Here is a 26673-nt window from a genome sequence, read left to right on the forward strand (position 1 = left end):
AATTATGAATTGAGAGTTATGAATGATGAATGATGAATTATGAATTGAATATTTCATCATTCATCATTCATCGTTCATAATTTTTACTCTTCGTCGTCCATTGAATCGCGGGAGAGAGATTCGTAGGTTGGACGTGGGGGTGTGCGACGGTTTCCTTGGTCTGCCATTAAGTCAACTTCCACATCCAAGGAACTGCCATCTGTTTGTGTTTCCACTTTGTGAACGGCAATGTCCAATCCCAGCGATTGCAGCTCTCGCATCAAAACTTTGAAGGATTCTGGTGTACCGGGTCGCGGAATTGCTTTTCCTTTAACGATCGCGTTCAATGCTTCATTTCGTCCCTGCATGTCATCTGACTTCACAGTCAGCAATTCTTGCAAGGTGTAAGCCGCACCAAACGCTTCCAATGCCCACACCTCCATTTCTCCAAATCGCTGACCGCCTTGCTGTGCTTTACCACCCAGAGGCTGTTGTGTCACCAAGGAGTAAGGTCCAGTGGAGCGGGCGTGAATCTTGTCGTCTACTAAGTGAACCAGCTTGAGCATGTAAGCCACGCCTATGGTGATCGGTCTGTCAAAAGGTTCGCCAGTCCGACCGTCGTACACGGTGATTTTGCCCGGATTGTCTGGGTTGTAAACCCAAGTTTTCCCTGTTTCGTCCCGTGCTTCTTGTAACTTGCCATGAACGATGCTGCGGGATGATTCTTCTCCGTACATTTCATCAAAAGGAGTCAGCTTAAACCTCACACCCAAATTGTGACCCGCCCAACCCAACAGACACTCAAACACTTGTCCGACGTTCATCCGGCTGGGTACGCCAAGAGGGTTGAGAACAATATCTACAGGAGAACCATCTGGCAAGTAAGGCATATCTTCTACGGGCAGAATTTTGGAAATAATTCCTTTATTTCCGTGGCGTCCCGCCATTTTGTCGCCCACTTGGATTTTCCGCTTTTGAGCGACGTACACTCGCACCACCATATTTGCCCCTGGTGGTAACTCATCCCCTTGTTCGCGAGTGAACAAGCGCACGTCTACAACACGTCCCTTTTCACCGTTGGGAACTCGCAGGGAGTTATCTCTCACATCCCGTGCTTTTTCCCCGAAGATTGCCCGCAGGAGTTTTTCTTCCGGAGGCTGGTCTGATTCCCCTTTCGGAGTCACTTTCCCAACTAAGATGTCTCCAGATTCCACCCACGCCCCAATGCGAATGATCCCCTGTTCGTCTAACTGACGCAACGCATCTTCACCAACGTTGGGAATTTCGCGAGTGATTTCTTCCGGACCGAGTTTGGTTTGTCTTGCCTCAATTTCATATTTTTCAATGTGAATTGAGGTATAAATATCATCCTGCACCAGTCGCTCGGAAATCAAAATGGCGTCTTCGTAGTTGTATCCTTCCCAAGGCATATATGCAACGACAATATTTTGTCCGAGCGCCAATTCACCACCTTCGGTGGAAGAACCGTCAGCCAAAACCTGACCCGCGACAACTCTTTCCCCCATATAAACCAGAGGTTTCTGGTTGAGACAAGTATCTTGGTTGGAACGCTGGTACTTGGAAATTGTGTACTCTATTTCCAATCCTTTGGAACTGTTGTTGCTCTGGCGGTGACCGATCGCTGCCAGTTGAGAGGGATCGCTGACCCGCACCCGAATTTTATTGGCATCAACATAAACCACTTCACCATCAGTGCGGGAGACGATCACCATACCTGAGTCTCTCGCGCCCTGAGCTTCCAAACCCGTTCCTACCAGCGGTCGTTCTGGTTTGAGCAATGGTACTGCTTGGCGTTGCATGTTCGATCCCATCAGAGCGCGGTTTGCGTCATCGTGCTCTAGGAACGGAATCATACTCGTAGCAACCGACACAATCTGTACGGGGGAAACGGCTACGTAGTCTACTTGCTCTGGTGTGGTGGAAGAAAATTCCTGACGGTAGCGTACCGTGACGGTGGGTCCTAGAATGTTGCCATTTTCATCAAGGGGGAGGTCACCTGCAGCCACCCTGAGATCGTCTTCTTCATCGGCTGTCATGTATACCGCCGGCAGATCGAACCGTACCTTACCGTTCTCTACTCTTCGGAAAGGAGTTTCTAAGAAACCGTACAAGTTAACGCGAGCATGGGTTGCCAAAGAACCAATCAAACCAGCGTTTGGACCTTCTGGCGTTTCCACCGGACAAATGCGTCCGTAGTGTGATGGGTGAATGTCTCGCACCGCAAAGCCCGCACGTTCGCGAGTCAAACCGCCAGGACCCAAGGCTGACAAACGCCGCTTGTGGGTCAGTTCCGCCAGAGGGTTGGTTTGATCCATGAACTGAGACAATTGCGAGGAGCCAAAGAATTCTTTAATGGCTGCTACTAAGGGTTTGGGGTTCACCAAAGAAGCGGGTGTCAGTGATTCTGCATCCGATACGGTCATTCTTTCCCGAATAATCCTCTCCAAGCGGTTTAAACCCACCCGCACTTGGTTTTGCAGCAATTCGCCCACGCTTCTTACCCGACGGTTACCTAAATGGTCGATATCATCGGTACTACCAATGTCAAACTCCAAGTTAATTAAGTAATCAACCGCCGCCAAAATATCTTGGGGTGTCAGAACGCGTATGGGTTCTGGGACTTGCAAACCCAATTTCTTATTGAGCTTGTAGCGTCCTACTCGACCCAGGTCATAGCGTTTGGCATCAAAAAAGCGCGAATCTAATAACTGTTGTCCCCCCAATACTGTGGGTGGTTCTCCGGGTCGGAGTTTGCGATACAACTCCATCAAGGCTTCTTCTTCTGAGAATTGCCCTTCTTTTTCAATGGTTTTTTGGAAGTACTCTGGGTGACGCAAGGCGTCAAAAATTTCGTTGTCTGATAATCCCAAAGCTTTGAGAAGGACCTGCGCTGACAGTTTGCGGGTTTTATCGATTCTTACCCACACCAAGTCATTACGGTCTGTTTCAAATTTCAGCCATGCGCCTCTATTGGGGATTAAGCTAGCTGAGTAGGTACGGCGACCGTTTTTATCAATTTCTGATTTGTAGTAAACCCCAGGGCTTCTGACTATCTGGTTTACAATGACTCGTTCGGCACCGTTAATAATGAAGGTACCTCTGTCTGTCATCAAAGGCAAATCTCCGATAAAGACTTCTTGCTCTTTGATTTCTCCGGTTTCTTTGTTAATCAAACGGGTTGGTACATACATTTGTACTGCGTAGGTACTATCCCGCCGTTTTGCTTCTTCAACACTGTACTTGGGCTCTTTGAGCTTGTAGTTATGACCTAAAAAGTGCAGCTCTAGTTTGCCTGTATAGTCTGTAATAGGACTAAAAGAGTTGAGTTCTTCTATCAACCCTTCTTCTAGAAACCAGCGAAAACTAGCTCGCTGAATTTCTATCAAGTCGGGTAGCATAAAGGCGGGTTCCATCATTGATTCGTTAGTCATGCCTCTACCTTTGTCAACTAATTTTTACTTCAATTACGTGTGTGGGAACTTCTCCTCATACCACCTGCAACTCTTGTAGATGCGGGCAAATGGAGCAATTAGAGCCGGAAAGTCACAGTTTGGCAGGAGCGTATTTGCCCCTTTTGGGGAAAAGCTGCCAAATCAACGCCTGTGCTTATCTTCATTTCGACAAGATGAATAGTGTAAATTTTTTTAAGCTGTTTGGCTTTTCTCACTTCCCCCTCCAAAAAGCGCGTCTTTTTACTAAAGCCAAGTTTTTACGCTCCGGGTTTTTCCGAAACAGAATATCTTCAACAACAATGGGACAATGGCATTTAGTGCTCAGTAGATAAGAATCTACTGAGCCCGATTGCTATTGGTATAGCGTTGTTTTGGCGGGTGTCGAGCCCTGGGCAATTTTCATTTAACAATAGGTATTTCTATAGCCGCTTATTCAGAAAAAAGATAGGTTAGCCTTATCAGAAAGGGTTTGTCATTGAATCGGAGCATCCGCTTGTAGAGATATGAAGGATGGTAAGTGTGAATAATGAAGCAACTTGTGTAATTGTAATTGATTTGTTGCTTCTTTAATCATTATGACGCACGCAAAGTGATTTTGGAGGAATTAATATTAACACATTTTTTGCCCTCCGCTACTTTTGGCGTTGCCATTCTTCGTTGCGTTGTTCAAAGCCAAGGTAACCTTTATAGTGTTAAGCCAAACAATTCACAGGCATTGCGGGTGGTTAGAGAGGCGATCTCTGAAAGTGTTTCCCCTCGTAATTTGGCGACTTGCTCCGCTACATACCGGACGTAAGCAGGCTCGTTGCGCCTTTCGCCCCGTTTGGGAACGGGAGCAAGGAAGGGACAATCTGTTTCCACTAGCAGGCGATCGCTCCTCACCATTGCGGCAGATTCCTGTATCTGTTTCGCGTTTTTGAAGGTAACCGTTCCACTAAAGCTAATGTAGAAACCCAAATCAAGAAACCATTGCGTTTCTTCTGGGTTTCCACCCCAACAGTGCATGACTCCCCGAACACTATCTCCTTTAATGTTTTTCCATTTTTGCAGCACCTGTTTGAGTTCGGACGCTGCATCCCGACAGTGGACAATCACCGGCAATTTGAGTTCCGTTGCAATTTCCAACTGAGTCTCAAAAGCTATCAACTGTTGCTCGTAGTTCGTTGCCTTGTAAAAATCCAGCCCGGTTTCCCCAATCGCTACCACTTTGGAATCAGAACGAGCCCATGAGAAAATCTCAACGGATGTTTTCTCATTCCACTGTTCTGCATCTAGAGGATGCAATCCCACAGCATAACTGACCTCGGGAAAGCGATGAGCTATGGCTTGGATACCGGAGAACTCCGATGGCTCTACACACGAATGTATCAGATGTACTACACCAGCTGCTTGCCATCGTTCGCGCACTGCTTCTATATCGGACTGAAAAACGTCAAAGTTAATGTGAACGTGGGTGTCAATCAGCTGCATTGTTTGTCCTTTGTCATTTGTTCGATGTACGAGCGTCATTTGTACGAGTGTCATTTGTAAAGACTAATGACCTTTTGACCAATGACTCATGACTTCTTGACTTATGACCTCTTGACTACTGTACAGCTGCTGCGGGTTGTGAGTTAGCTTTCAGCCTTTGCGCTAGTTTGGATTTTTTTCTCGCTCCATTGTTAGGATGGAGAACACCACGCTTTACAGCTTTGTCTATTTTGCTGTAGGCTTCCGACATATGCTTGAGAACTTCTTGCTTCTGTTCCGCCGTCGGATTAGCTGCATAGGTGTCAACAGCAGCAAAATATTTTTTCATCAGCGTCTTCACTGCTGATTTATAAGATTTATTACGCAGTCGGTTGCGTTCTGCGATTTTGGCACGCTTGAGAGCAGACTTTGTATTCGCCACAGTCAGTTCCAGAAAGAATATCTAAATATTTACACACACTACTAGGCTTACTAATATAGCATCTCCATTGCCAATATTGAGAACTAAATGAAAAATTTTTTAAAAAAACTTTTCATTTAACCTCCTCGGTTCTTGTAGGCTCTCAATCCCTGCCATTTTTGGGAGAGTTGTGGCTCTACTAGAAATTCCAATCGGAGAGCTAAATTTTGTAAGCCATCAACATTATGGCAAAGAGTCGCGCTAGAGCAAAATACTGACTCTAACTTTGGCAAACACATTTGGAAGTAGGAACGGTAGTGCCCCGCTACTGAGCGGACATCTATATTATAACAACATATAAATAAGCAGTGCTTTAGTACTACTACAAATTGGTCGGAAAACCGTAAGCTTTATAGCTGTTGAGAGATTGAGGGCTTTAGACTGGCAGTCGAAGGTGTTCGTTGCAAGGTACGACAAATAATCCTATCTGGGGTGAGAGTTTAACCTGAGCAGTGTGCAGCTTTCTGGTTAGGGAGACAATATATTATAGATTCTTGCAAAATTTTATAGGGATTGGCAATCATGAACTTGGTGCAATTATTTTGTATTAAAAATTACAACACCCTGTAGAGAAACTAAAAATCTAGTACACCACAGCGGAAATAACCATACCATTAAGTATTTGAGACAAAAGCTTCATCATTACATAAGAGTTTGGATCGCAACAACCATACCACCCGTCACTTGACCTGCGCTGGTGCAACCTCGTTCCCCCATGAACAGCACAGCTTTGAGACAGCCCTCTTTAAAATTACTGTGTATATAACTGAAGGAGATGATTCTGCTGCACGCGCACGTCTAAGCGGAATTTATGAGCAGGGGGGAAAGAATCACAGACTCATTGACCGATTAATTTCTACCCAACAAATTAACCTAGATGGGCTACTACGTTTTGTTTCGGGTTAGATAGATTTAACGTTGTTATGAAAATCGCGATTTGGGAGAAGGTGCTGATACTTACTGCTTCCTCGTTCCCAAACTCTACCTGGGAATGCACTACAGGAGCCGGAGCCTCCCTACAATTCAGTCGAGGCTGAGCCTCAAGCGATGTATTCCCAGACACAAACAGGGAACAAGGTTTTCGGGCTGGCATTTTTGTCAATGAACACAGTACTTTCGAGCCGCATCAACCAGCAACGTTTTCGGGCTGGCATTTTTGTAAGTACTTCCGAGCCGCATCAACCAGCGCTGCAATATCCTCTTCTGTTGTACTAAAAGCAGTTACCAATCTTACTGTTTTGGAATCTTCACCATCCCAACGATAAAATTTAAAGCCATCCGCTAAAAGATTGACAATAACTTGCTCTGGCATTTGAACAAATATCTCATTGGCTTCCACAGGATGACAAAGAGTCATAATTTTTGACAGTGCTGTTAACTTTGCGGCTAAATCCTTTGCCATCTGATTGGCACGTGCAGCATTCCTCAACCACAAATCATTTCTGATGTAAGCTTCTAACTGCACGGACAAAAACTGCATTTTAGAAAATAGATGTCCGCTACGCTTGCGACGGTAGCTAAAGCTATGAGCTAAATCGCGATTGAAAAAGACAACGGCTTCTGCTGCCATGGCTCCATTTTTGGTTGCACCGAAGGACAACACATCAACTCCAGCACGCCAAGTTATATCTGCGGGAGTACATCCTAAGGTGACAACGGCGTTAGCAAAACGCGCACCGTCCATGTGAAGTGTCAACCCGCGAGAGTGCGCCACTTGAGCAATTTGCTCGACTTCTTGAATACTGTATACCGTACCGGCTTCACTTGCTTGAGACAAGCTGACAGCGGCAGGTTGAACGTGATGTACTACACCGATACCAGCACGAGCGATCGCACTTGCTAAATCTTTGGGGTTTATTTTGCCATTTTCTCCTTGCAGGGTTAGTAATTTTGCTCCACTCGTAAAAAATTCAGGAGCACCGCACTCATCACAATGAATATGAGATTGATGGTGGCAGTAAATTGCTCCATAAGGTTCTGACATAACTGATAGAGCAAGTGCATTGGCAGCCGTACCTGTGGCTACAGGAAATACCAGTACCTCTGTCTCAAATAATTCGGAAAATAGATTATTTAAGTATAGAGTGCGATCGTCGTTACCATAAGGCATAGCAACTCCATGATTGCATTCCACGAGCGCTGCCATAATTTCTGGGGATACCCCGACAACATTATCACTACAAAAGTTCATGAGCGACATAATGCAAACATATATTTCTCATGGTAGCTAAATTCCTATGTAACGACGGATCGTGCAGCGATCGCTAAAATCGACATATTCCTCTGCCTTACCGTCTATCTCATAAGTAAGGCGGTGCCTTCTGAGCGATTTCTCTCAGGAGGTAAACGGGGTATCAGATAATAGTCTTAGGAATCAACCTTGTTGAGATTGACTTATGGCAGATGAAACAAATATTCCTTCTTTAAAGAGTTTGGAATATATTCCCTATATAGACGATTGCGGTCAACTACCCGAACAGTTGCAAGGCAAAATCGGAGTGTATGCAATTTACGACCGAGAACACGTGCTGCAATTTGTAGGATATTCCCGTGATGTTTATCTCAGTCTGAGACAGCATTTAGTCAGGCAACCCCAGAACTGCTATTGGGTAAAAGCCCAAACCATCGAACGTCCAAGTCGAACTCTGCTGGAAAATATCGAGAAGGCTTGGATCGCGGAAAATGGCTGTATCCCCTCGGGTAATACAGACAACAAGGAGAAATGGACGAATCCAATTGATGTAAGAGCGGTTATGACGCCTGAAGAGAAAACTCATTATGAAAATCCTCTAAATGATGAGTTGACGCAAACTAAAATTATCAAAAATGTGGCACGGCGAGTAGAGGCTGAAATCTCAACCCTTCTAGAAGCACGTGGTTTGCAAGCACAAATTCGTTTTAATCCAAAGTTAAAAGAAGATGGTTTGCTGGATTTAAAATAAGTTTGTTTTACATATAAAAGTGTGGGGTTTCTCCCCCCATACCCTATCTAAAACTCTTTATTTTTATTATTAAATGGGTGTAATTTAATTGTAAAAGTGTGGGGTTTCTCCCCTCACTCCCTGTTTAAATCTCGTGACCCTTTCTCTTATTTTATAAGCCTTCCATCAGATATGGGGGTGTGGGGAGAAACCCCTTTCTTTTATTGGTAACTCTTTCTTTTTTTCAACAAATTTCTTTTGGCATTTTGGCAACCAGACGAATTTTTAGGTTAGTATTGTGAGTGTTAATACGTTCTTGCACCAACAAACGCATCACACAAGGCTAGAAGCTCCTCTTTTTGGTTTGCGATCGGTTTTAATACTACTCCAGTGCCAACCGCTACGCCTTTGTGTTGTTCGTAACCCAGGTGATGAACCTGGGTTTTTTCTTTCTACATCAATAACTTTGTGGAAATTAACTAGCACCAATGACAATTTTTTGTTATAAATGTTCCTTCTTTCCTGTTCTCGTTTTTAACGAATGTAAATGTAAGTGAGAAATTTAGATACTCGGGTAGCATCGTATGAATATGAGTGATGAACGCGGTAGTGGCAGACTCCACTGCAAAATTTTGGAATCAGCAACACAAAATTTCACAAATAAAATTGAGGCTGTAATATCTGCAACTGAGACTGTTCAACAGGCTCTAAGTGCTAGATTTACTGGCTTTTTGAATCAATTGACTTGTTTGACATCATCGATAGATATTTTGCAAATGTGGGTTGAGACCCCTCTGCCTTTCGCAAACATCTCGGTTTAGAATGGTGTTAATAAGTTAGCTGGAGCGACTGGATTTGCAGATTGCCATACATATATCATGTTTGCATTTCGTCAATCAATACTTAACTTTTGGTTGATTGAACCTTTCGAGTCATAGATAGTGACTCGTCACCGCCTTGGAAAAGCTCAAAATTCAAGACAATCCATTCAAAGATTCTATTTTGTAATTTTGAAATTTGAATTTTGGACTTGACCGTAGAAGAATTTAAAGCCTAGAGACGAAATCGAAGTTTATTTCCAGCAGAGCTTTTATAAAAGCTATTGCAAGCTTTGACTTCAAAGTTGTCTTTTGTTTCAGTTCTTCAGTTAGTTCATTTTTATTAACACTTTAGCAATTCAACTATAGTGTTTTACGTTAACTTAATGACTTCCACGTAAAGTGTAAGCAAAATAACAAAAAGGTAGTCACCGAAAGGTCACACCTGTATGTTGATATCTGCCTTTTTTTCAGGTTTTATTTCAGCGAATTGCATCTCACCGTGAACTCAGGTTCTGCAACTCGAACTAGTTATTCCAATAACGTAAACTGGAATCTCTGCGTGTCAGGCGATTCGGCTTCAGCCGTTAAGCCTACGGCTTATCGCTTTTTGACAATGTAGCGACACGAAATGCTTTCGTCTTACTGTTAGCGAAGGTGTGTATAGATGCGTTAACACAGACGTGCTTGTAGTGGGTCAACACTCCAGCAGGCAAGGCATAGGGAATAATTTTGTGTTTCGTACATGATGAGCTAAAGCTTGCTTGTCCGCAAAAACATACCATTTTGGATTTTAGATTTTACCGAAAGCTGCTAGGAGAAGCCAGTACAGCAAACGGGTTTCCCATCGCAGGCGAGTGGTGAGTCCAGTCCTGTAGGAAGGTCTTTCTTCAAAACAAACCAACAGACATGAGAAAACTTCACTAAGGCGAGATCTCATCCAACTATACGATTTCATTCTTTTTTCAAACTGGTGTAACAATTACCGTTTTTATTTAACGCAATCAATTAAGGAGGTTTAAAGTGTTGAATCGACAAACTAAAGGTTACCGCACAGCGCTAGCACCTTGGATCGTTATTCGTTTGGTTTCTCCCACACAACAAACTATTGTAGGTCGATTCCGCAGCCGCAGTGATGCTGACGGTCACTTGGCAGTCTTGCGTCGGCTCATGCCAGATGCTGAATTACAAGTGATTTTTGATATGGAACGAGATTAATTGAATGCGTGGATTTTGGATGTGTGGATTTTAGATTAGTGATGAGTTATTAAGACTGCTTCCTTGTCTCCCTTGTTCTCCAAGTCTTCTTTGTCCCTCTGTCGGGCTATGTGCAGCGCAAAAACTTTTGTTTCACTCCCATGCACCAAACGCCGTATAATTGACCAATGAGTAACAAGCCTTTTTCCGTCATTCCTTCCTGCGTTTGGAGCCGTCCCATTGGTTTAGGCTGGGATACTCCATACAGAGTCCGCTACGCAAGCAATATTGACGATGGTCCATGGCACGGAATGCCTCTTGGTGGCTTTGGTGCAGGGTGTATTGGTCGCTCCTCACGAGGAGATTTCAATCTGTGGCACATTGATGGTGGCGAACACGTATTCAAATATATTCCCGCCTGTCAATTTAGCTTGTTCGAGTCAGATAATTCTTCCTCAAAAGCTTATGCCTTGTGTACGCAAGCACCAGAGGATGGCAGTCTTTCAGCTTGGCAGTGGTACCCAGCAAGTGGAGAAGGTGGAGAAAATCCCAAATCCCAAATCCCAAATCCCAAATCCCAAATTCACTCAACAGGAAGCTATCACGCGTTATATCCCCGCAGTTGGTTTGTTTATGAAGGAGTGTTTCAAGCACAACTAACTTGCGAGCAATTCTCTCCTATTTGGGCTCATAACTACAAGGAAACAAGTTATCCGGTAGCAGTGTTCGTCTGGACTGCACAAAATCCCACAAATGCATCGATTACGCTCAGCATAATGTTGAGTTGGCAAAATATGGTGGGTTGGTTTACCAACGCCCTAAAATCTCCAGAAGTCAGGGTGAGGGATGATGGCAGTCCAGTTTACGAGTATCGCTCGCGTTTGTATGAAAGTCAAGGTAACTTTAACCAACTTGTAGAACAGGGTGAATATATCGGTTGTTTGATGAGTCGGGTGAATAGTGGTAAATCTTTACAGGAAGGTGATGGACAGTGGTGTATCGCCACTCAAAAACATCCAAAGGTAGAAGCGTATTACAACACTCGCTGGAATCCAACGGGGACGGGTGAGGAAATATGGCAAAGCTTTGCTCAAAATGGTTCTTTGTCTAATTCCACAGATGAAACTCCGATCGCTGAGGGCGAACAGCTTGGGGTTGCCCTTGCTCTTCGGTTCACTCTTCAACCAGGGGAAATTCTAAAACTTCCTTTCGTCCTAGCTTGGGATTTTCCTGTAACAGAATTTGCAGAGGGAATTATATCTTACCGCAGATATACGGATTATTTTGGTCTTAACGGTGATAATGCTTGGGCGATCGCATCGACTGCCTTAGTAGAATATGAAACTTGGCAAGCACAAATTCACGCATGGCAAACGCCTATTATTGAGCGTCAAGACTTGCCCGATTGGTTCAAAATGGCTCTTTTCAACGAGCTTTACGATCTCACAAGTGGTGGAACTCTCTGGAGTTCCGCCTCAAAAAACGACCCGATCGGACAGTTTGCCGTACTCGAATGTTTGGACTATCGGTGGTATGAAAGTTTAGATGTACGGCTGTACGGTTCTTTTGCCCTACTGATACTGTTTCCAGAATTAGAAAAGGCAGTGATGCGGGCTTTTGCACGAGCAATTCCCAAAAGTGACAGTACTCCCCGTGTCATTGGATACTATTACACTATTGGTGCAGAAAGTCCAATGGCAGTCCGGAAAGTTCAAGGTGCAACACCTCACGATTTGGGCGCACCAAACGAGCACGTTTGGGAAAAGACCAATTACACGAGTTATCAAGATTGCAACTTGTGGAAGGATTTAGGTAGCGATTTTGTTTTACAGGTATACCGAGACTTTCTCTTAACAGGTGCTAATGATGTGGAATTCTTAGCGGACTGTTGGAACGCTATCGTCCAAACCTTGGACTATCTCAAAACATTTGACAAAGATGGAGATGGCATTCCTGAGAATTCCGGCGCACCCGACCAAACTTTTGATGACTGGCGTTTGCAAGGAGTGAGTGCTTACTGTGGTGGATTGTGGTTGGCTGCATTAGAAGCTGCGATCGCGATTTGCGACATTTTAGCCGACACTCAAGACAATGCTGCCCTTCAAAAATCCATCTATGAAGCTTGGTTAAAACAATCTCGCCCTGTTTACCAAGAAAAACTTTGGAACGGGCAATATTATCAGCTCGACACTCAGAGCGGTTCTGATGTCGTTATGGCAGACCAACTTTGCGGACAATTTTACGCTCGCTTGTTGGGGTTACCAGACATCGTACCACCAGATTGTGCTGCATCTGCCTTGAAAACAGTCTACGAAGCCTGCTTTCTCAAGTTCCATAACGGTCAATTTGGGGCTGCTAACGGTCTTCGTCCTGATGGTTCGCCAGAGAATCCTCAAGCCACCCATCCCTTGGAGGTTTGGACGGGAATCAATTTTGGATTAGCCGCATTTCTCGTGCAAATGGGCATGAAGGATGAAGCATTTCAATTAACACAAGCTGTAGTTAGCCAAATTTACAATAACGGGCTGCAATTCCGAACTCCTGAAGCTATTACATCTGTCGGAACCTTCCGCGCTTGCGTTTACCTTCGGGCAATGGCAATTTGGGCAGTTTATTTGGCAGCGACTGGGGCGTAGAAAACCCCTCCGCAATGCCGAACGAACTTGCCATCGATCCCTAATTTCTTCCCCAACCTCTAGCAAATCATATTTCCCTGTCGTATAATATTTTTTTCGGTTGTTACATATTTTCCGGAATTCTACTATTAACCTCTGAAAAAAGATTTCGTGGAGGATCGTGCAATAACTTTAGAGAATCCCTAGTTTTAAAGACTTGGGGATAGAATATCCTTTTTTTTGTTGAATTGCTTGTATTTTTTACTACAATTTAGAACCCATAGCACAAATTCATGCTAATACATCACTCTTTTTTAACTTACCACCTTTTTTTAACGCAAAATCTTCACAAAAACGTTAAGGATTTTGCAGATTTAATCAAAAATTTATTTTTCTCTCCTCAAGCTTAAAAATTGTCAAAACACATTAAATCTGCTGAGTCAGAATCTTTGAGGAGAATCACGTGGACGAATATCAATGAAAGAACAGGTAAATTTTTGATAAAGCGCAATCAGTCTATTGACGACATTAGGTGAAGTTTTATAAGAATGCATTACTAGGGTTGTCAGTGGAAGACTTATCAAACTCTTTATTATGCAACTAACCACTTTGAACAAAGTGAACAAGCTTATCCAGACATCAGAGATAGAACGATGAACTCTTTTTCGTCGTTAAGAGTGCAAAAATCAATTAATACTAGTCAACATTTATCTCCAATGTCAAGTACCGTTATCCTTAACTGCTTGAAACTCATTGCGGGAGATTCCAGTCTAGTATCAGATTTCAGTAAAATTTGGGTTGTTCGCGAGTTTCAGTTAGGTGACGATTTAATTATCGGTAGCCCGGATAACAACTTTGATAATACAAGGGATTTTCTTTACTTAATTTGTCAAGGTCGAGTCCGTCTCCTTGCTTATGACAAAACTCTCAAGCGTTTAGTGTCAACTCAGTTACTGTTACCACAACAAACTTTTGGTGCAGACTGTTTGTTCTGCAATGAACCTCTCCCCTATCAAGCTACAGCAGCCAGTGCTGGTTATGTAGCTCAAGTCAAAGTTTCCGATGTTGTTCCGTGGTTGGAGCACTTTCCCAACCTGCAAACCAATTTAGAACGCTCTACTCACGAGCGTCAAGTATTAATTTTTTTCAAAACTTGTACTGAGTTACGCTCTCAAAAAAGTCACAATATACAGCAATTGCTGCCCTACATAGAACAAAAGAAGCTAGATGCTGGTTCTCTTTTGGAAGAGACGACTCCAGGAAGAAATGGGCGCTTTTGGCTTTTCAGTGGAGCAATCAAAACCCAGAGTGCAGAAGCTTATCCACCCGTTGTAGGAGAAAGTTGGGGATATCCCAATACCGAGCCTCTCGCTTGGAGTGCTGACACAGATATCTTGCTCTACTACCTTCCAACAAAGCACTGGGAATTGGTTATGACCATCGGGTCTGATTTATGCAAACTAAAGGAAGAAGGTAGGGAGATAGGGGAGACAAGGGAGACAAGGGAGACAGGGGAGACAAGGGAGATAAGGGATATAGGGGAGACATCCGCCTATCCCCGCTCGCTCCTTCACCGTCTGTGGCGTCGTTACCCTTTTATCGAACAACAAAGTTCGTCTGATTGTGGTGCAGCCTGCTTGGCTATGATTAGTCGGTATTGGGGCAAACGTTTCAGTCTGAATACGTTACGTAACTTAGCTCAAACAGACCGTACAGGAGCATCTTTGGCAGCTTTATCAGATGCAGCCCAAAATTTGGGCTATGACGCTCTCCCTGTACGAGCAACTCTTGGCAAATTAGAGTTGCATCCCCTTCCTTGGATCGCTCACTGGCTAGGGGGAATTCATTACGTGGTAGTTTGGGAGGTTAAAAACGATCGCGTATTGATTGCCGATCCTGCTGTGGGAAAGCAATGGCTATCCCGTCAAAAATTTGAAGAAAGTTGGACGGAATATGCTCTCCTTTTATCACCTACAGACCGTCTCAATGCAGCCCGCGACGAAAACATCTCTTTTCACGGTATAAAACAAGCTTTATCACCTCATCGCAAGCTGTTAAAGCAAATTTTTCTGACGGCTGGGTTGCTCTCAGCGATGGGAGTTTTGACGCCTATTTTTGCTCAGATAGCTCTTGACCGTGCGATCCCCGGAAAAAACCTAACGACAGTCAATGCTCTTGCCATTGGTTTCTTTGTGTTGGGTATGGGGCGAGTTGTTCTGAGTGCAGTTCGTCAACATCTGCTGGATTATTTTTCCAATCTGGTAGATGGCACTTTGACTGATAATTTTATTAACCACACCCTACGGTTGCCATTGCAATTTTTTGCGTCCCGTCAAGTAGGAGATATTATCTCTCGTGTTCGGGAAAACCAAAACATCCAAGTGTTTCTCACTCGTAAAATCGTGGCTACTGCCTCAGACACTTTGATGGCAGTTGTTTACTTGGGATTGATGGCTTATTACAACTGGCAGTTGACTCTCGTAGTGCTGTGTTCAATCCTACCTGTTGCTCTTGTCACATTAGGGGCGAGTCCGTTTTTGAAGGCTTTTTCGCGAGAATTCTTGAAGAAGTGGACCGAGCAAAGTGCTCTGTTAGTAGAAACCATAACTGGGGTTGCTACTGTAAAAACGACCCTGACCGAGCAGAAATTTCATTTGCGCTGGCAAGAACGTTTTACAGATGCGTTAAAAGCTCGATTGCGCGGTCAGAAGCTAGTTAATGTTTTGCAATTGGCAAATAATGCGATCGCTCTTTTTTGCAGTACATACGTATTGTGGTATGGTTCTACCTCGGTCATTGGCGGTTCTATGACACTCGGTCAATTTGTAGCCTTTAATATGCTGATTGATAATGCTGTCAAACCGGTGACCGCCATAGCAAAACTGTGGGATGAATTTCAAGAGGTTGTTGTTTCTGTTGAGCGTCTTAATGATGTTTTAACAACTCAGCCGGAAGAGAATTCTCAAAAACCTCTATCGGTATTGCCACCCATTCGGGGTGATGTCCATTTTGAGAATGTGACTTTCCGTTTTAATCCCTATGAAGAACGCAATGCCTTACAAAGCGTGTCCTTTAAAGTCAAAGCAGGACAAACAATCGCTATTGTGGGTTGCAGTGGTTCGGGAAAAAGCACTCTAGTTCACCTCCTTGCAGGTTTATACCGTCCGCATACAGGACGTATTCTGATTGATGGACACGATACTGCTGTTGTTTCTTCACAATCGTTAAGAAGCCAGCTGGGGATAGTTTCTCAAGAATGTTTTTTATTTGCAGGGACTATTTTAGAGAATATTACCTTGTACAGTTCGGATTGGTCTTTAGACCAAGTCATTACAGCTGCAAAGATGGCTGACGCAGACTCTTTTATTCAAACTTTACCCCTTGGGTACAACTCACAAGTGGGAGAGGGAGGAATGATGCTTTCTAGCGGACAGCGACAAAAAATAGCTATTGCTAGAGCTTTTTTGAGAAATCCTCGCATCTTAATATTAGATGAAGCGACTAGTTTCCTTGATGCTAAATCCGAACATCGATTTTTAGAGAATTTAACTTGGTACAGTTGCACCAGTGACGCTTCTAGCGGTTGCGATAAGCTGGGGGAGGCTTGCGCTAAGAGCGATCGCACCACTTTTATCGTTACCCATCGTCTTTTTACCATTCGGCATGCTGACAGCATCCTTGTTTTAGACCGAGGTTGTCTTGTTGAACAAGGCACGCATGATGAATTAATGTCACTTAGCGGTGTTTATCACAACCTAGTTCAGCAGCAATTAAATTCGTAACCTTCCATCAATCGTTGCTTGCTTGTCACTGGTTACTGAAATACTACCGTCATCTTACATACTTGAATTCGTAAATCAACGCACATATTTGTTATTAGAGATATCTCAAGCAAGATAGATCTTCTGATGTTGCAGGAGACAAATATGCATGACAGAACTCTCTCAAAACGGTGCTTTTTGCAGTATTTTGCTGCTTGCGATCTATCGTCTACCTAAAGCTAACAAATTATACCACAAGATGGTCAGGTTACAACTTCATATCTTTACTAACAGATGAAGTTATTACAAGTATTTGGTTCTAAAGTGCCAATCGTATGTTCTACTACAGAATTTTATTTCTGCAAAAAATAAACATAATAACGGCAGTAGTAGATTTTGTAGAATTGGTAAAAATCGCTATTGTGGCTCGCAGTAGTAAAGATTGTCTAAATGCGACTTGTGCTGTTATATTTTTATAAGGTTAGGAACCATAGTAATGAGAAAATAAGATATTCAACTAAAGCTTTAAAGCGAGGTTGAATGAGGGGTCTCACCCCCCAATAACTAACAAGTAAGAAACAAAAAGTGGGTGAAAGTCTAGAAAATAAAGAGAAAAATGGAAAGAGTAAAAATTATTGATAAAATGCCATAAGAAGAGATGACATTTGTGAAAAAAAATAGTATAAATACAAATGTTACTCTTAATGCTTGGGGATGAATATTTTTTCTCTACACCCCTAAAAAGTATGCGATTTTACTTATCTCCTAATTCTTTGGTATAAAATAAGTGCATAGACTTATCAGGGAAAGAAATAGAATCGGGAGTGAGCTAAATTTGAAGAGGATAAAAATGCATCTACTACAATCAAATGGAAACTTTTCATGCCATTTATATGACATGAGAAAAAGGAAAGAATTGCCTGCGGCACTGCTAAGCAAAAAAACACAGTCAAAAAGCCACTATCAGTGTATGGGTATTCAAAGAAAAGTTGCAGGAGCTACTACCTTTTCACATAGTATCTTTTGTGTAGATGCTACTTTTTTACACACTGATAACTAAATCTCAGGGGTAACTAACAAATTCCGGCTTAGCAGTAAAAAGACTTGAAAGAAAAGTCAGGTTTCCGATCATCAGGACAAAGCATGAACAGAATCATCAGGTTAAATGCACCTCATATTTCAAGCCAATCAGATATATTAAAGAAGTATTGCGATCGCTCTCCTATTGAGACCGATTTAGTATCTGAAATGGCACTCATCCGTGACAGAAATATAGCTAGTGTAGAAACGGGTGTTACGCTGAAAGCACCTATAAAGACTCCTACTACAGGGGTTAAAAGCTCCGAAACAGCAATGAAGAATACGGAAAATAGGTCAGTACATATTGAGGAAATCCTCAATAAAACACCTAAAGCCTTTTCTTTTCTAGCAACCATCAGGAGCATCGCTTTTTTTACAACAGTTGTTGTTTGGTCGTGGACGGGAAAGATCGAACAAGTCAGTCAAGTCCGAGGTAAAGTTATACCATTGGGAGAGCAATCTCAAATTCTACCGCACGCGTTGGGTTCCATCGATAACACTGTTGCAAGCTCAGCCAGGGAGTGGACACCAATCGAAGTTGTTACAGAATTAAACGGGGAATTCTCACCTGCTGAAGTTGAAGATCGACAGCAACAGTTAGTCGCTAACCAAACACAATCGCATCAAGCGCATGGTTCTATCGACAGATCTCGTTTGCTAGCTTACACTCGTACTGCCATGAAAGTGCTCGAGAATCTGGCACAGCAGGCTTCTCAAAAAAGTACCCTAAACAACAAAGCAACAGATATTATCGACCTACGTCGGAATACTCAAAGCATTTCAAACAGAGTTGTATCTACTGCTTCAAGTGCAAAATCTACCAAGAAATTAGGTCAGGTATATCGAAGTTAGAGTTGCCTTTACTGTCGCCTTTATGACGGATAACAATCGAAGTATCAAATGAAAAGTCGATGGAACAGTCAATGCAAAAACTCCTTGACATCTGTTGCTTATTACTGAACTGATATATTGCTTGAGCAAATTTGACTTGTGCTTTAAAGGTAAAGGCAAGAGCAATTATAGAGACACCCATTGAACTACAAACTACCAAAGACGACCGACTTGTTTATTTCTATCAAAACAACAAACACTATGAACCACAGTATTTCTGGAAGTAACAATTTAGATAAGACTATCAATCCCGAACAATTCGACCAAGTTGTAGAAGCTATTCTTGCAGGTAAGTACTCTTGGGCTTGCGTTCTGATGCTGCGTTTCGCTGGCTACAATCCCCTACATTACATTCCTTATCGTACTTACAACCGTTTGCTAAAAGAGAACTCTCACGTTTCTAGAGCAAATACACAATCTAACGAAAATCTTAAAATTGCTAAGCTACCTACAGAGAAAAGATCCAGCGATCGCGTCACGCCGACAAGTTGTTTGAGTAAGATTAAAGATTTGGCTTATCTTGAAGTTGTTGGCAAGCACAAAACTGAAGTCCGTGGCGGCAGCCAGCAGTGGTTGACTGCACAAGTTGAAAAATACCAATCTATGAAATCCGAACCTGAAGCAGAAACCCCTCAAGATTTGTCTTTTAAAATCTGCGGATTTCAATAAAGAATGGTTAGTGGTTAGTAGGGGCGCAAAGCCTTGCACCCGTACAATCAGCAAAGCTTTGCGCTCGTACAGTCGTTCTACCAAAAACCACTAACAACTAAGAACTAAGAATTATGTCGCAGTATACCAAAATTTTCCAAAAATTTTCCGTGTTCTCAACAATTTATATTTTTATTATTTTCCGATAAAAATATATAGAGTATTTACAGAACAAGTCATTAAAATAAACAGCTAATTGCTACATTTATGCTGAAAGTAGCATTGAAGGCTGTTATACCAAGTATCCATGGATGATGTCTCGAAGATTGCGATCGCACCTGAAGAAATTGTTCGCTTTCTAAAAAGTGAAATCAATTATAAGGAAGTATGCCAAAATATTTTATTTCAAAGGGTTATTAATCGTGTAGCTCAAGAGAGGGGGATTGCTGTTACAACAGAAGAAATTGAGGCCGAAGCAGAGCGTCAACGTCGAGATAAACGGCTCGAAAAAGCCTCAGACACGCTAGCATGGTTAGCCGAGGAGCTCGTAAGCTTTGATGATTGGGAAGTTGGAATCCGGAATCGGTTGCTAGCACAAAAGCTAGCAAGTGCTTTATTTGCCAAAGAAGTAGAAAGATTTTTCATTCAAAATCGTTTGGGATTTGAGCAAGTCATTCTCTATCAACTAGTTGTTGCTAACGCAAAACTGGCTCAAGAACTTTATTATCAGATTGAAGAAGGTGAAATTAGTTTCTACGATGCTGCTCATTTCTACGATGTTGATGATAATCGTCGGCGACGATGCGGCTATGAAGGACAAATAGAGCGAGGGATAATTCCTAGTGATATAGCTTCTATCATCTTTAGCAAGCCCACACGGGAGTTAGTCGGTCCTATAAAGACCGAACAGGGGTTCCATCTTTTTATGGTGGAGGATTTACTTCCTCCTGAACTCACACCTCAGAGATATGAAGAAATTTTGAACAATATGCTTCAGCAATGGCTATTGATTGAAGTCAATTGTCTGGTTCCTCGTTCAAATGGTTCATAACCAAGGGGGGATTGACAAAAGCAATATAAAAACTTAATATTTCCTTAAACAAGGATAAATGTTGTATAGCTTGGGTAAAAACATCTACGATACAACCTATGCGAATCGGGGTGTAAATGTTTTTATACGTATAAAAATAGGTTTTCGCTATTTGAAGGAATCTAGGATTTCTGGGTCTTTGTGGTTGGCGTAAGCAATAGTTTGAGTTGTCGGGCATCTGACTGGGTAACTCCAATGTACCTCTTTGGGGAGTCGTATGTCTTATGAAACAAAATAATCTTTAAACAAATATATAAGTTTATGAAGTTTAAATAATATTTGCTTATATTTCTGAAAGTTATATTCATATTCCTCTATGGAGATCATTAAATCTTGAAATATATTTTTCATAACTATATTGGCATACAGTATGATATTTTATTTTTATTTTATAAAGAAAATTAAAAATAAATACTTATAGTTTTGGAAAAGATAAGCATAGAAAAGTCAAAAAAATTTTAAATTTTTCAAGAATCTTGAAAGAATTTTTTGAAAAACTATAGAATTTTGTGAGAAGTACTTGACAAGAAGTCAGTAAATTTACTAATACAATCTTGTATGCATAAGTAAAGGAGTGATTAAACTTTAGTTTTCATGATTGCCTATAAGCTAGAAATTGGTTTATAGTGATATCGTGACGAAAAAGGTAATGATAGTAAGGCAAACGACGGGTAAGGATAGCAACCGCACTCGCGATACCTTACACTATGTCATATTGGGCAATAAAGCAGCAGACGATTTTTAAGTGAATTTACCAAGATTTAATTAATTTGAGGCTAATAATTCTTTGGTGAGTTCTTCATTGCTCCTACAAGCTAGTCAAGAGAACCGTCGCTTACAAGATGCATAGTTTTGAGTTCCTGTATGCTCCAAGGTAAAGCTGTTTGTTAGCAGCTTCATTTGGTTTGGAGGAACTAAAGATAGAAAACTGCATCACCAGAAAGAAAATCACTAGGAGCATTGCTAGGACAGAACCGCAACATAAAAAGATCCCTATCTTACTCTATGGACACAGGAGCCATATTTTTAAAAAAGGATGCTTTCTACTGACTTAATGCAAACAAATCTTTACAAACTACTAATAACTGCTAGGCGCTTTCAGCTCTTTAGCAGGAACAACCTTTTAAGTTGATCCCCGGTAACTCTGGAGACGGAGTTATGGAAAATTGAAAAACCAAGGAGTATCCCCCTAGATTCCCAGGTCCTAGGGAGATGGCTTCCAAGGTCTTACCCATCATATACCTAATCGATTAGCTTCCCAGGGCTAATCAATTATGCAGCTGAAAATCGGTTACGTCCGGACAATGTCAGCTGCTATAGACTCGCTTGGTCCATTTATCGTACATGAGGCAACTGGCTATAATTATGTCACAGCATTCCAGTCAACAACAAGGTTTTAGTCATAATAAATTCGTCAAAAGCAAAATTTTGATACTGGCTACTCGCGAGTTACTGTTTTGTGGCGGTAGGAGCATCACTATCAGCCAATTTCTTGTATAAAGTCTAGTTTCTGTTGAACGTTGGATTCTTGCGTGTATGTCAAGTCCAGACCAAAAACTTAGTACTTTATATGCGGAGGCGAGGTAATGCTACCAGTTTTTTCCGAACACCTGTTAGGCGAACGTATCACTCGTGTTTTGGGTGAATCACTTTCAGAGCAGGAAATGGCGGGATGCTTGGCATCGGTAGAAATCGTGGAACCACCAATAGCTAAGCAGTTCTGGCAAACAGTATCGACCGATCCAGGAATATATATTGTTCTTGTAGGGAAAGTCAGATTATTAGATCGTGATGAAAATTTAATTGCAACCCTCGGTTCGGAAGCTAGCTTTGGGGAAACAACGCTGTTTTCAGACAGCTTTCAGCCCTATGCCGCTAGGGCTTCAACTAATCTTAAACTTTGTTATCTTAAACAAGAAGTATTGCAGGTTTTGATTGACCGCTACCCCAGTATTCGCGAACGCCTTTTGAAACGTGCGGAACTATGGGATATGGTTATGCTATGTCACCAAAACTGGCAAGAGATGGGCAATATATCAGATGTGCCAGGAATGCTCAAAGCTTTGTCATTGTTTGAGCGGCACGATATAGGCGATCTTCAACAAGCCACTTTACCTAAAGATTGTAAGTGTTTGGTGTTGCGGAAAGGAGAACTGCGGCATTCCAAAGGACAGGTTTTAACTCCGGGCAAAATTTATCCAACCCCACAACAAGATACTTGGCAAGTCGCGCAACCGACAATTGCCTATATTATGAGGGATGCAAATTGGTTACCTGCACTAGAGCATTGGCAGCAATTAGCAGAGTTTGTCGCTCCTCAAGAACAACCAATCAGTGTCAAGGATCGCAAACAACGCCCCGTTAAGCCCAGATCGGAAAGGTCTACTTCTGTTGGAAACGTGATTCCCTTTCCGCAAAGAAGTTTAGAACCACAACCAAAACAAAAAAAGCTCAAGCCTTACTTCCCTAGCCCTCAAGTCAGAGCAGAGCATTGGTGGGGACGGGTTACCAAGCAATACCCCTTCTTTCAACAACATAGCGTCTCTGATTGTGGTGCAGCTTGCCTTGTGATGATTAGTCGTTATTGGGGTAAGCGTTTTAGCCTTAATCGACTGCGGGATTTGGCTGACACAAGCCGAGATGGTGTATCGCTACGGAACTTAGCAGCAGCAGCAGAAAGCCTTGGCTATGCAACTCGTCCGGTAAAAGCAACGTTTGATAAGTTAGCACAGCAACCCCTACCAGCGATCGCTCACTGGGAAGGCAAGCACTTTATTGTTATTTATGAAATTACTCGCAAACATGTCATCGTAGGCGATCCAGCGATTGGGATACGCACTTTAACTGCTGCTGAGTTTAAAGAAGATTGGAGTGGTTATGCTTTGTTACTACAACCAACAGCCTTATTAAAAGACTCCAAGGAGGAAATCAAGGGCTTTTGGAAGTTTTATGAGTTACTAAGACCCCACTTTTGGGTACTGCTAGAAATCTTTGTTGCTTCAGTGCTGATCCAGTTGTCTGGACTGGTTTCACCGATATTCACCCAAATGTTACTTGACCGAGTTATTGTTCAAGGAAGCTTCGCGACTTTAAATGCTGTCGCTTTGGGGATGTTAGTTTTTGGGTTTTTCAACATCTTTGTAAACGCGGTGCGTCAGTATCTCATGGATCACACGGCTACTCGTATCAGTGTAGCAATGCTGGTTGGTTTTATTAAGCACACGTTACACTTGCCTTTGTCATTTTTTGAGTCTCGTTGTGTAGGTGACATTACTTCTCGTATTCAAGAGAATCACAAAATTCAGAGCTTTCTTACTGGAGAAACACTGTCAGTCATTCTCGATCTACTGACACTATCCATCTATCTCGTCATTATGTTCCTATACAACTGGCAGATGGCGTTGGTAGCACTGTTGACTGTACCACCATTTTTTATCTTAGTCTTATCTAGCACGGGTATACTACGCCGTATTTCTAATGAGATATTCTATGCAGGAGCCGAAGAAAGCAGTTATTTAATTCAAAGTCTGACAGGAATTCGCTCTATCCGATCGATGGGAGTAGAGCAGTCAGTTCGTTGGAAATGGGAAGAATTGTTAAATAATGTTGTTAAAAAGGGCTTTTTCGCACAGATTATAGGAAACCGCTTACAGATTATCAGTGGCTCAATTCATCTTCTGTCCAGTACAGCTTTGATGTGGTACGGTGCATCTTTAGTAATTCAGCAACAACTGACCATCGGACAGCTTGTAGCTTTCAATATGCTATTGGGTAATGTGCTCGGTCCGTTCCAACGTTTAGCATTGCTATGGAATGGATTGCAAGAAATTATGATTGCTACCGAACGCATCAATGATGTTTTGGAAGCTAAACCAGAAGAAGACTTAGAAAATCATCCCCGACAGTCCTTAGGTCAATTTCGCGGTCACATTCGCTTTGAAAACGTGACTTTCCGATATAATTCACAAAACGAAACCAACGTCCTACAAAATTTAAGCTTTGAAATCAAACCAGAGCAAACGGTTGCAGTTGTGGGGCGGAGTGGTTCGGGAAAAACAACTCTCTCTAAATTAATATTAGGCTTGTATTCTCCTACAGAAGGGAAAATATTAGTTGATGGTCAAGACTTAAATTACATCTATTTACGCTCTTTTCGCTCTCAAGTTGGTGTTGTTGACCAAGATACCTTTCTCTTTAGCGGTACAATTCGAGAAAACCTTAGTATTGCTCACCCAGAAGCTACTCTGGAAGAAATCATGGAAGCAGCGAGGTTAGCTGGAGCTGATGAGTTTATTCGACAATTACCAATGGGTTATGAAAGCCAAATTGGTGAAGGTGGTGGATTACTTTCAGGCGGACAGCGTCAACGGATTGCGATCGCTCGTGCTTTACTTGGTAACCCTCGCTTGTTAATTTTTGATGAAGCAACCAGTCATCTTGACACAGAATCGGAGCGGATCATTCAAAATAATCTAAAAACCATACTAAAAGGGCGCTCTAGTGTCATAATTGCTCACCGCTTGTCCACCATACGCAATGCAGACCTAATTCTTGTCCTAGATCGTGGTGTATTGGTGGAAAGTGGAACGCACGAAGAATTAATTGCTAAGAAAGGGCACTACTATTACCTCAACCAGCAACAGTTTGCTCAAGTCGGTTGAGTTGAATTTTCTCTATCTCCTTACATCTCAGTAGAGATGAAAAAATATGCCACAGCCATTTTCTAATTCATCATCTACAGTCTCTCAAACAGAGCAAGATGAGTATTTGAATCACATCCCGTTGGTGGATAGCAAACAACCTCCAAAGCCTCAGCATGAAAATGCAGCTAAGGTGCAAGAGTTCCATTACGGTACGCAAGAACTTCTTGATGCCTTACCTAGAGTTTGGACTCGTTCTTTGTTATACGTCGCTCTAGGCTTTGCAGTTGTTGTTTTACCTTGGTCAACTTTATCCAAGATTGATGAAACAGGGAGTGCTAGAGGTCGTATAGAACCTAAGGGAGCAACGCAAAAATTAGATAGTCCAGCCCTCGGTACTGTCGTTGCTGTCAATGTCAAAGAGGGCGAAATTGTCAAAGCAGGGCAAACTTTATTAGAAATAGAGTCAGATGTACTCAAAACAGAACTTCAACAAGCAGAGTTAAAGCTACAGAGCTTGCAAAATCGTCATGCCAACCTAGAAACTCTGAAAAATCAACTAGTTCTCTCTCTGAATACTCAGCAACAACAAAACCAAGCTCAAGAATTAGCAAAACTTTCTGAAGTAGAGCAAGAGCGACAAAATTTAGATTCTCTTAAAAATGCCTATAACCTCCAAAAAGATGAAAAATTGGCTAAAGTCAACCAAATAAAACAAGCTCTGGAATCAAGTAAAGCAGCCTATAAGGTAGCGGAAGTACGTTCTCAAGCCTCTCAAGAAAAAGTTCCACGCTATAAAAAAGCTTATGAAGATGGTGCTATCTCACAAGATCGGTTTAAAGAGATAGAACAATCTAAAAAAGAAGACTACGAACGCCTTGTACAAGCTCAAACTGAGATTTCTCAAGCTCGAGCCAGCCTTCAAGAGCAACAAACTAGTTATGAAAGAACTCTGCTCCAAGCTAAATCAGATATTCAGCAAGCAGAACTTCGTTTGCAGGAACAACAACGCACTTATCAAAGCCTCATCCATACAGGTAAACTAGCAAAGCTAAAAACTGAGGAACAAATTAAAGAACAGCAATCACAAATCAATACCCTGCAATCAGAAATTGCTCAGACAAAGAGCCAAGTAACTGCTCTCAAGATTCAGTTGCAGCAAAGAAGAGTACGAGCGCCTATTGATGGTGTGATTTTTGAGCTACCAGTTACTAAACCAGGAGCCGTACTGCAGCCCGGTCAAAGGGTTGCTCAAATAGCACCTAAAAATTCAAGCGTTGTACTTAAAGCCCAGATGCCAAACGAACATAGTGGCTTTTTAAAGGTAGGAATGCCAGTCAAAATCAAGCTAGATGCCTATCCTTTTCAAGACTATGGAGTTGTGCAAGGGAAAGTTAATTGGATTTCGCCAGATTCTAAAGTTCAACAAACCACTCAAGGTGATGTCAATTCTTTTGAGTTGGAAATTACCATACCTCAGCCCTATGTACAATCTGGTCGCAAGCGTATTCCTTTAACAGCCGGTCAAACAGCAACTGCAGAGGTCATCATTCGTCAACGACGAATTATTGACTACGTGTTAGACCCATTTAAAAAGCTAAACAAAGACAGTGCGGCTTTTTAGTCCATA

14 protein-coding genes are annotated in these 26673 nt (G+C 42.2%); 10 read left to right on the forward strand and 4 right to left on the reverse strand.

The annotated features are described in order from the left end of the window. Nucleotides 1–83 precede the first annotated feature (83 nt). From rpoB to HC643_RS28025, 4 genes are all read right to left on the reverse strand, one after another. Nucleotides 84–3431 (reverse strand): DNA-directed RNA polymerase subunit beta, encoded by a 3348-nt coding sequence (gene rpoB, locus HC643_RS28010; protein WP_050046788.1) that lies wholly within the window; start codon nt 3429–3431, stop codon nt 84–86. A gap of 705 nt (nt 3432–4136) precedes the next feature. Beyond that, nucleotides 4137–4922 (reverse strand): TatD family hydrolase, encoded by a 786-nt coding sequence (locus HC643_RS28015; protein ID WP_038090508.1) that lies wholly within the window; start codon nt 4920–4922, stop codon nt 4137–4139. Between the two features lie 115 nt (nt 4923–5037). Continuing rightward, the gene (gene rpsT / locus HC643_RS28020) at nt 5038–5343 is read right to left on the reverse strand and encodes a 30S ribosomal protein S20 (protein ID WP_038090427.1); all 306 of its coding nucleotides are present in this window, start codon (nt 5341–5343) and stop codon (nt 5038–5040) included. 1165 nt (nt 5344–6508) lie between these two features. Next, nucleotides 6509–7573 carry a threonine aldolase family protein gene (locus HC643_RS28025; protein WP_038090504.1) on the reverse strand — a complete coding sequence of 355 codons (1065 nt, stop codon included), beginning with the start codon at nt 7571–7573 and terminating at the stop codon, nt 6509–6511. Between the two features lie 205 nt (nt 7574–7778). Here HC643_RS28025 and HC643_RS28030 point away from each other — a divergent pair, with 205 nt between their 5' ends. The 10 genes from HC643_RS28030 (at nt 7779) to HC643_RS28075 (ending at nt 26667) form a co-directional block, all read left to right on the forward strand. Continuing rightward, nucleotides 7779–8324, forward strand: a complete 546-nt coding sequence (locus HC643_RS28030; RefSeq protein WP_038090424.1) for a GIY-YIG nuclease family protein — start codon at nt 7779–7781, stop codon at nt 8322–8324. Nucleotides 8325–8601: 277 nt separating this feature from the next. Continuing rightward, a complete protein-coding gene (locus HC643_RS28035; protein WP_167844763.1) occupies nt 8602–8811 on the forward strand; it encodes a hypothetical protein in 210 nt (69 codons plus the stop codon). A 1333-nt stretch (nt 8812–10144) separates the two neighbouring features. Continuing rightward, nucleotides 10145–10339: a hypothetical protein gene (locus tag HC643_RS28040; protein ID WP_050046785.1), complete on the forward strand. Its 195-nt coding sequence runs from the start codon at nt 10145–10147 to the stop codon at nt 10337–10339. Nucleotides 10340–10506: 167 nt separating this feature from the next. After that, nucleotides 10507–12954, forward strand: a complete 2448-nt coding sequence (locus tag HC643_RS28045; RefSeq protein ID WP_038090422.1) for a GH116 family glycosyl hydrolase — start codon at nt 10507–10509, stop codon at nt 12952–12954. A gap of 632 nt (nt 12955–13586) precedes the next feature. Beyond that, a complete protein-coding gene (locus HC643_RS28050) occupies nt 13587–16715 on the forward strand; it encodes an ABC transporter transmembrane domain-containing protein (protein WP_063779578.1) in 3129 nt (1042 codons plus the stop codon). Nucleotides 16716–17837: 1122 nt separating this feature from the next. Beyond that, nucleotides 17838–18626 (forward strand): hypothetical protein, encoded by a 789-nt coding sequence (locus HC643_RS28055; protein WP_038090418.1) that lies wholly within the window; start codon nt 17838–17840, stop codon nt 18624–18626. A gap of 240 nt (nt 18627–18866) precedes the next feature. Then, complete coding sequence (locus tag HC643_RS28060) at nt 18867–19334, forward strand: HetP family heterocyst commitment protein (protein WP_038090415.1); 468 nt, start codon at nt 18867–18869, stop codon at nt 19332–19334. A 286-nt stretch (nt 19335–19620) separates the two neighbouring features. Beyond that, the gene (locus HC643_RS28065; RefSeq protein WP_038090412.1) at nt 19621–20364 is read left to right on the forward strand and encodes a peptidylprolyl isomerase; all 744 of its coding nucleotides are present in this window, start codon (nt 19621–19623) and stop codon (nt 20362–20364) included. Between the two features lie 1625 nt (nt 20365–21989). Continuing rightward, nucleotides 21990–25064 carry a peptidase domain-containing ABC transporter gene (locus HC643_RS28070; RefSeq protein ID WP_038090410.1) on the forward strand — a complete coding sequence of 1025 codons (3075 nt, stop codon included), beginning with the start codon at nt 21990–21992 and terminating at the stop codon, nt 25062–25064. Between the two features lie 46 nt (nt 25065–25110). Further along, entirely contained in the window at nt 25111–26667 is a 1557-nt protein-coding gene (locus HC643_RS28075; protein ID WP_038090408.1) for a beta-barrel domain-containing protein, read from the forward strand. The last annotated feature ends 6 nt before the right edge of the window (nt 26668–26673 follow it).

The sequence above is a fragment of the Tolypothrix bouteillei VB521301 genome, assembly GCF_000760695.4.
Classification (GTDB): domain Bacteria; phylum Cyanobacteriota; class Cyanobacteriia; order Cyanobacteriales; family Nostocaceae; genus Scytonema; species Scytonema bouteillei_A.

Bases quoted from the DNA above. Each gene is read 5' to 3' on its own strand.
- HC643_RS28050 (WP_063779578.1), top strand. From the start codon at position 13,587: ATGAACTCTTTTTCGTCGTTAAGAGTGCAAAAATCAATTAATACTAGT.
- HC643_RS28030 (WP_038090424.1), top strand. From the start codon at position 7,779: ATGGCAGATGAAACAAATATTCCTTCTTTAAAGAGTTTGGAATATATT.
- HC643_RS28060 (WP_038090415.1), top strand. From the start codon at position 18,867: ATGAACCACAGTATTTCTGGAAGTAACAATTTAGATAAGACTATCAAT.
- rpoB (WP_050046788.1), bottom strand. From the start codon at position 3,431: ATGACTAACGAATCAATGATGGAACCCGCCTTTATGCTACCCGACTTG.
- HC643_RS28075 (WP_038090408.1), top strand. From the start codon at position 25,111: ATGCCACAGCCATTTTCTAATTCATCATCTACAGTCTCTCAAACAGAG.
- HC643_RS28045 (WP_038090422.1), top strand. From the start codon at position 10,507: ATGAGTAACAAGCCTTTTTCCGTCATTCCTTCCTGCGTTTGGAGCCGT.
- HC643_RS28065 (WP_038090412.1), top strand. From the start codon at position 19,621: ATGGATGATGTCTCGAAGATTGCGATCGCACCTGAAGAAATTGTTCGC.
- HC643_RS28070 (WP_038090410.1), top strand. From the start codon at position 21,990: ATGCTACCAGTTTTTTCCGAACACCTGTTAGGCGAACGTATCACTCGT.
- HC643_RS28015 (WP_038090508.1), bottom strand. From the start codon at position 4,922: ATGCAGCTGATTGACACCCACGTTCACATTAACTTTGACGTTTTTCAG.
- HC643_RS28025 (WP_038090504.1), bottom strand. From the start codon at position 7,573: ATGAACTTTTGTAGTGATAATGTTGTCGGGGTATCCCCAGAAATTATG.
- HC643_RS28055 (WP_038090418.1), top strand. From the start codon at position 17,838: ATGAACAGAATCATCAGGTTAAATGCACCTCATATTTCAAGCCAATCA.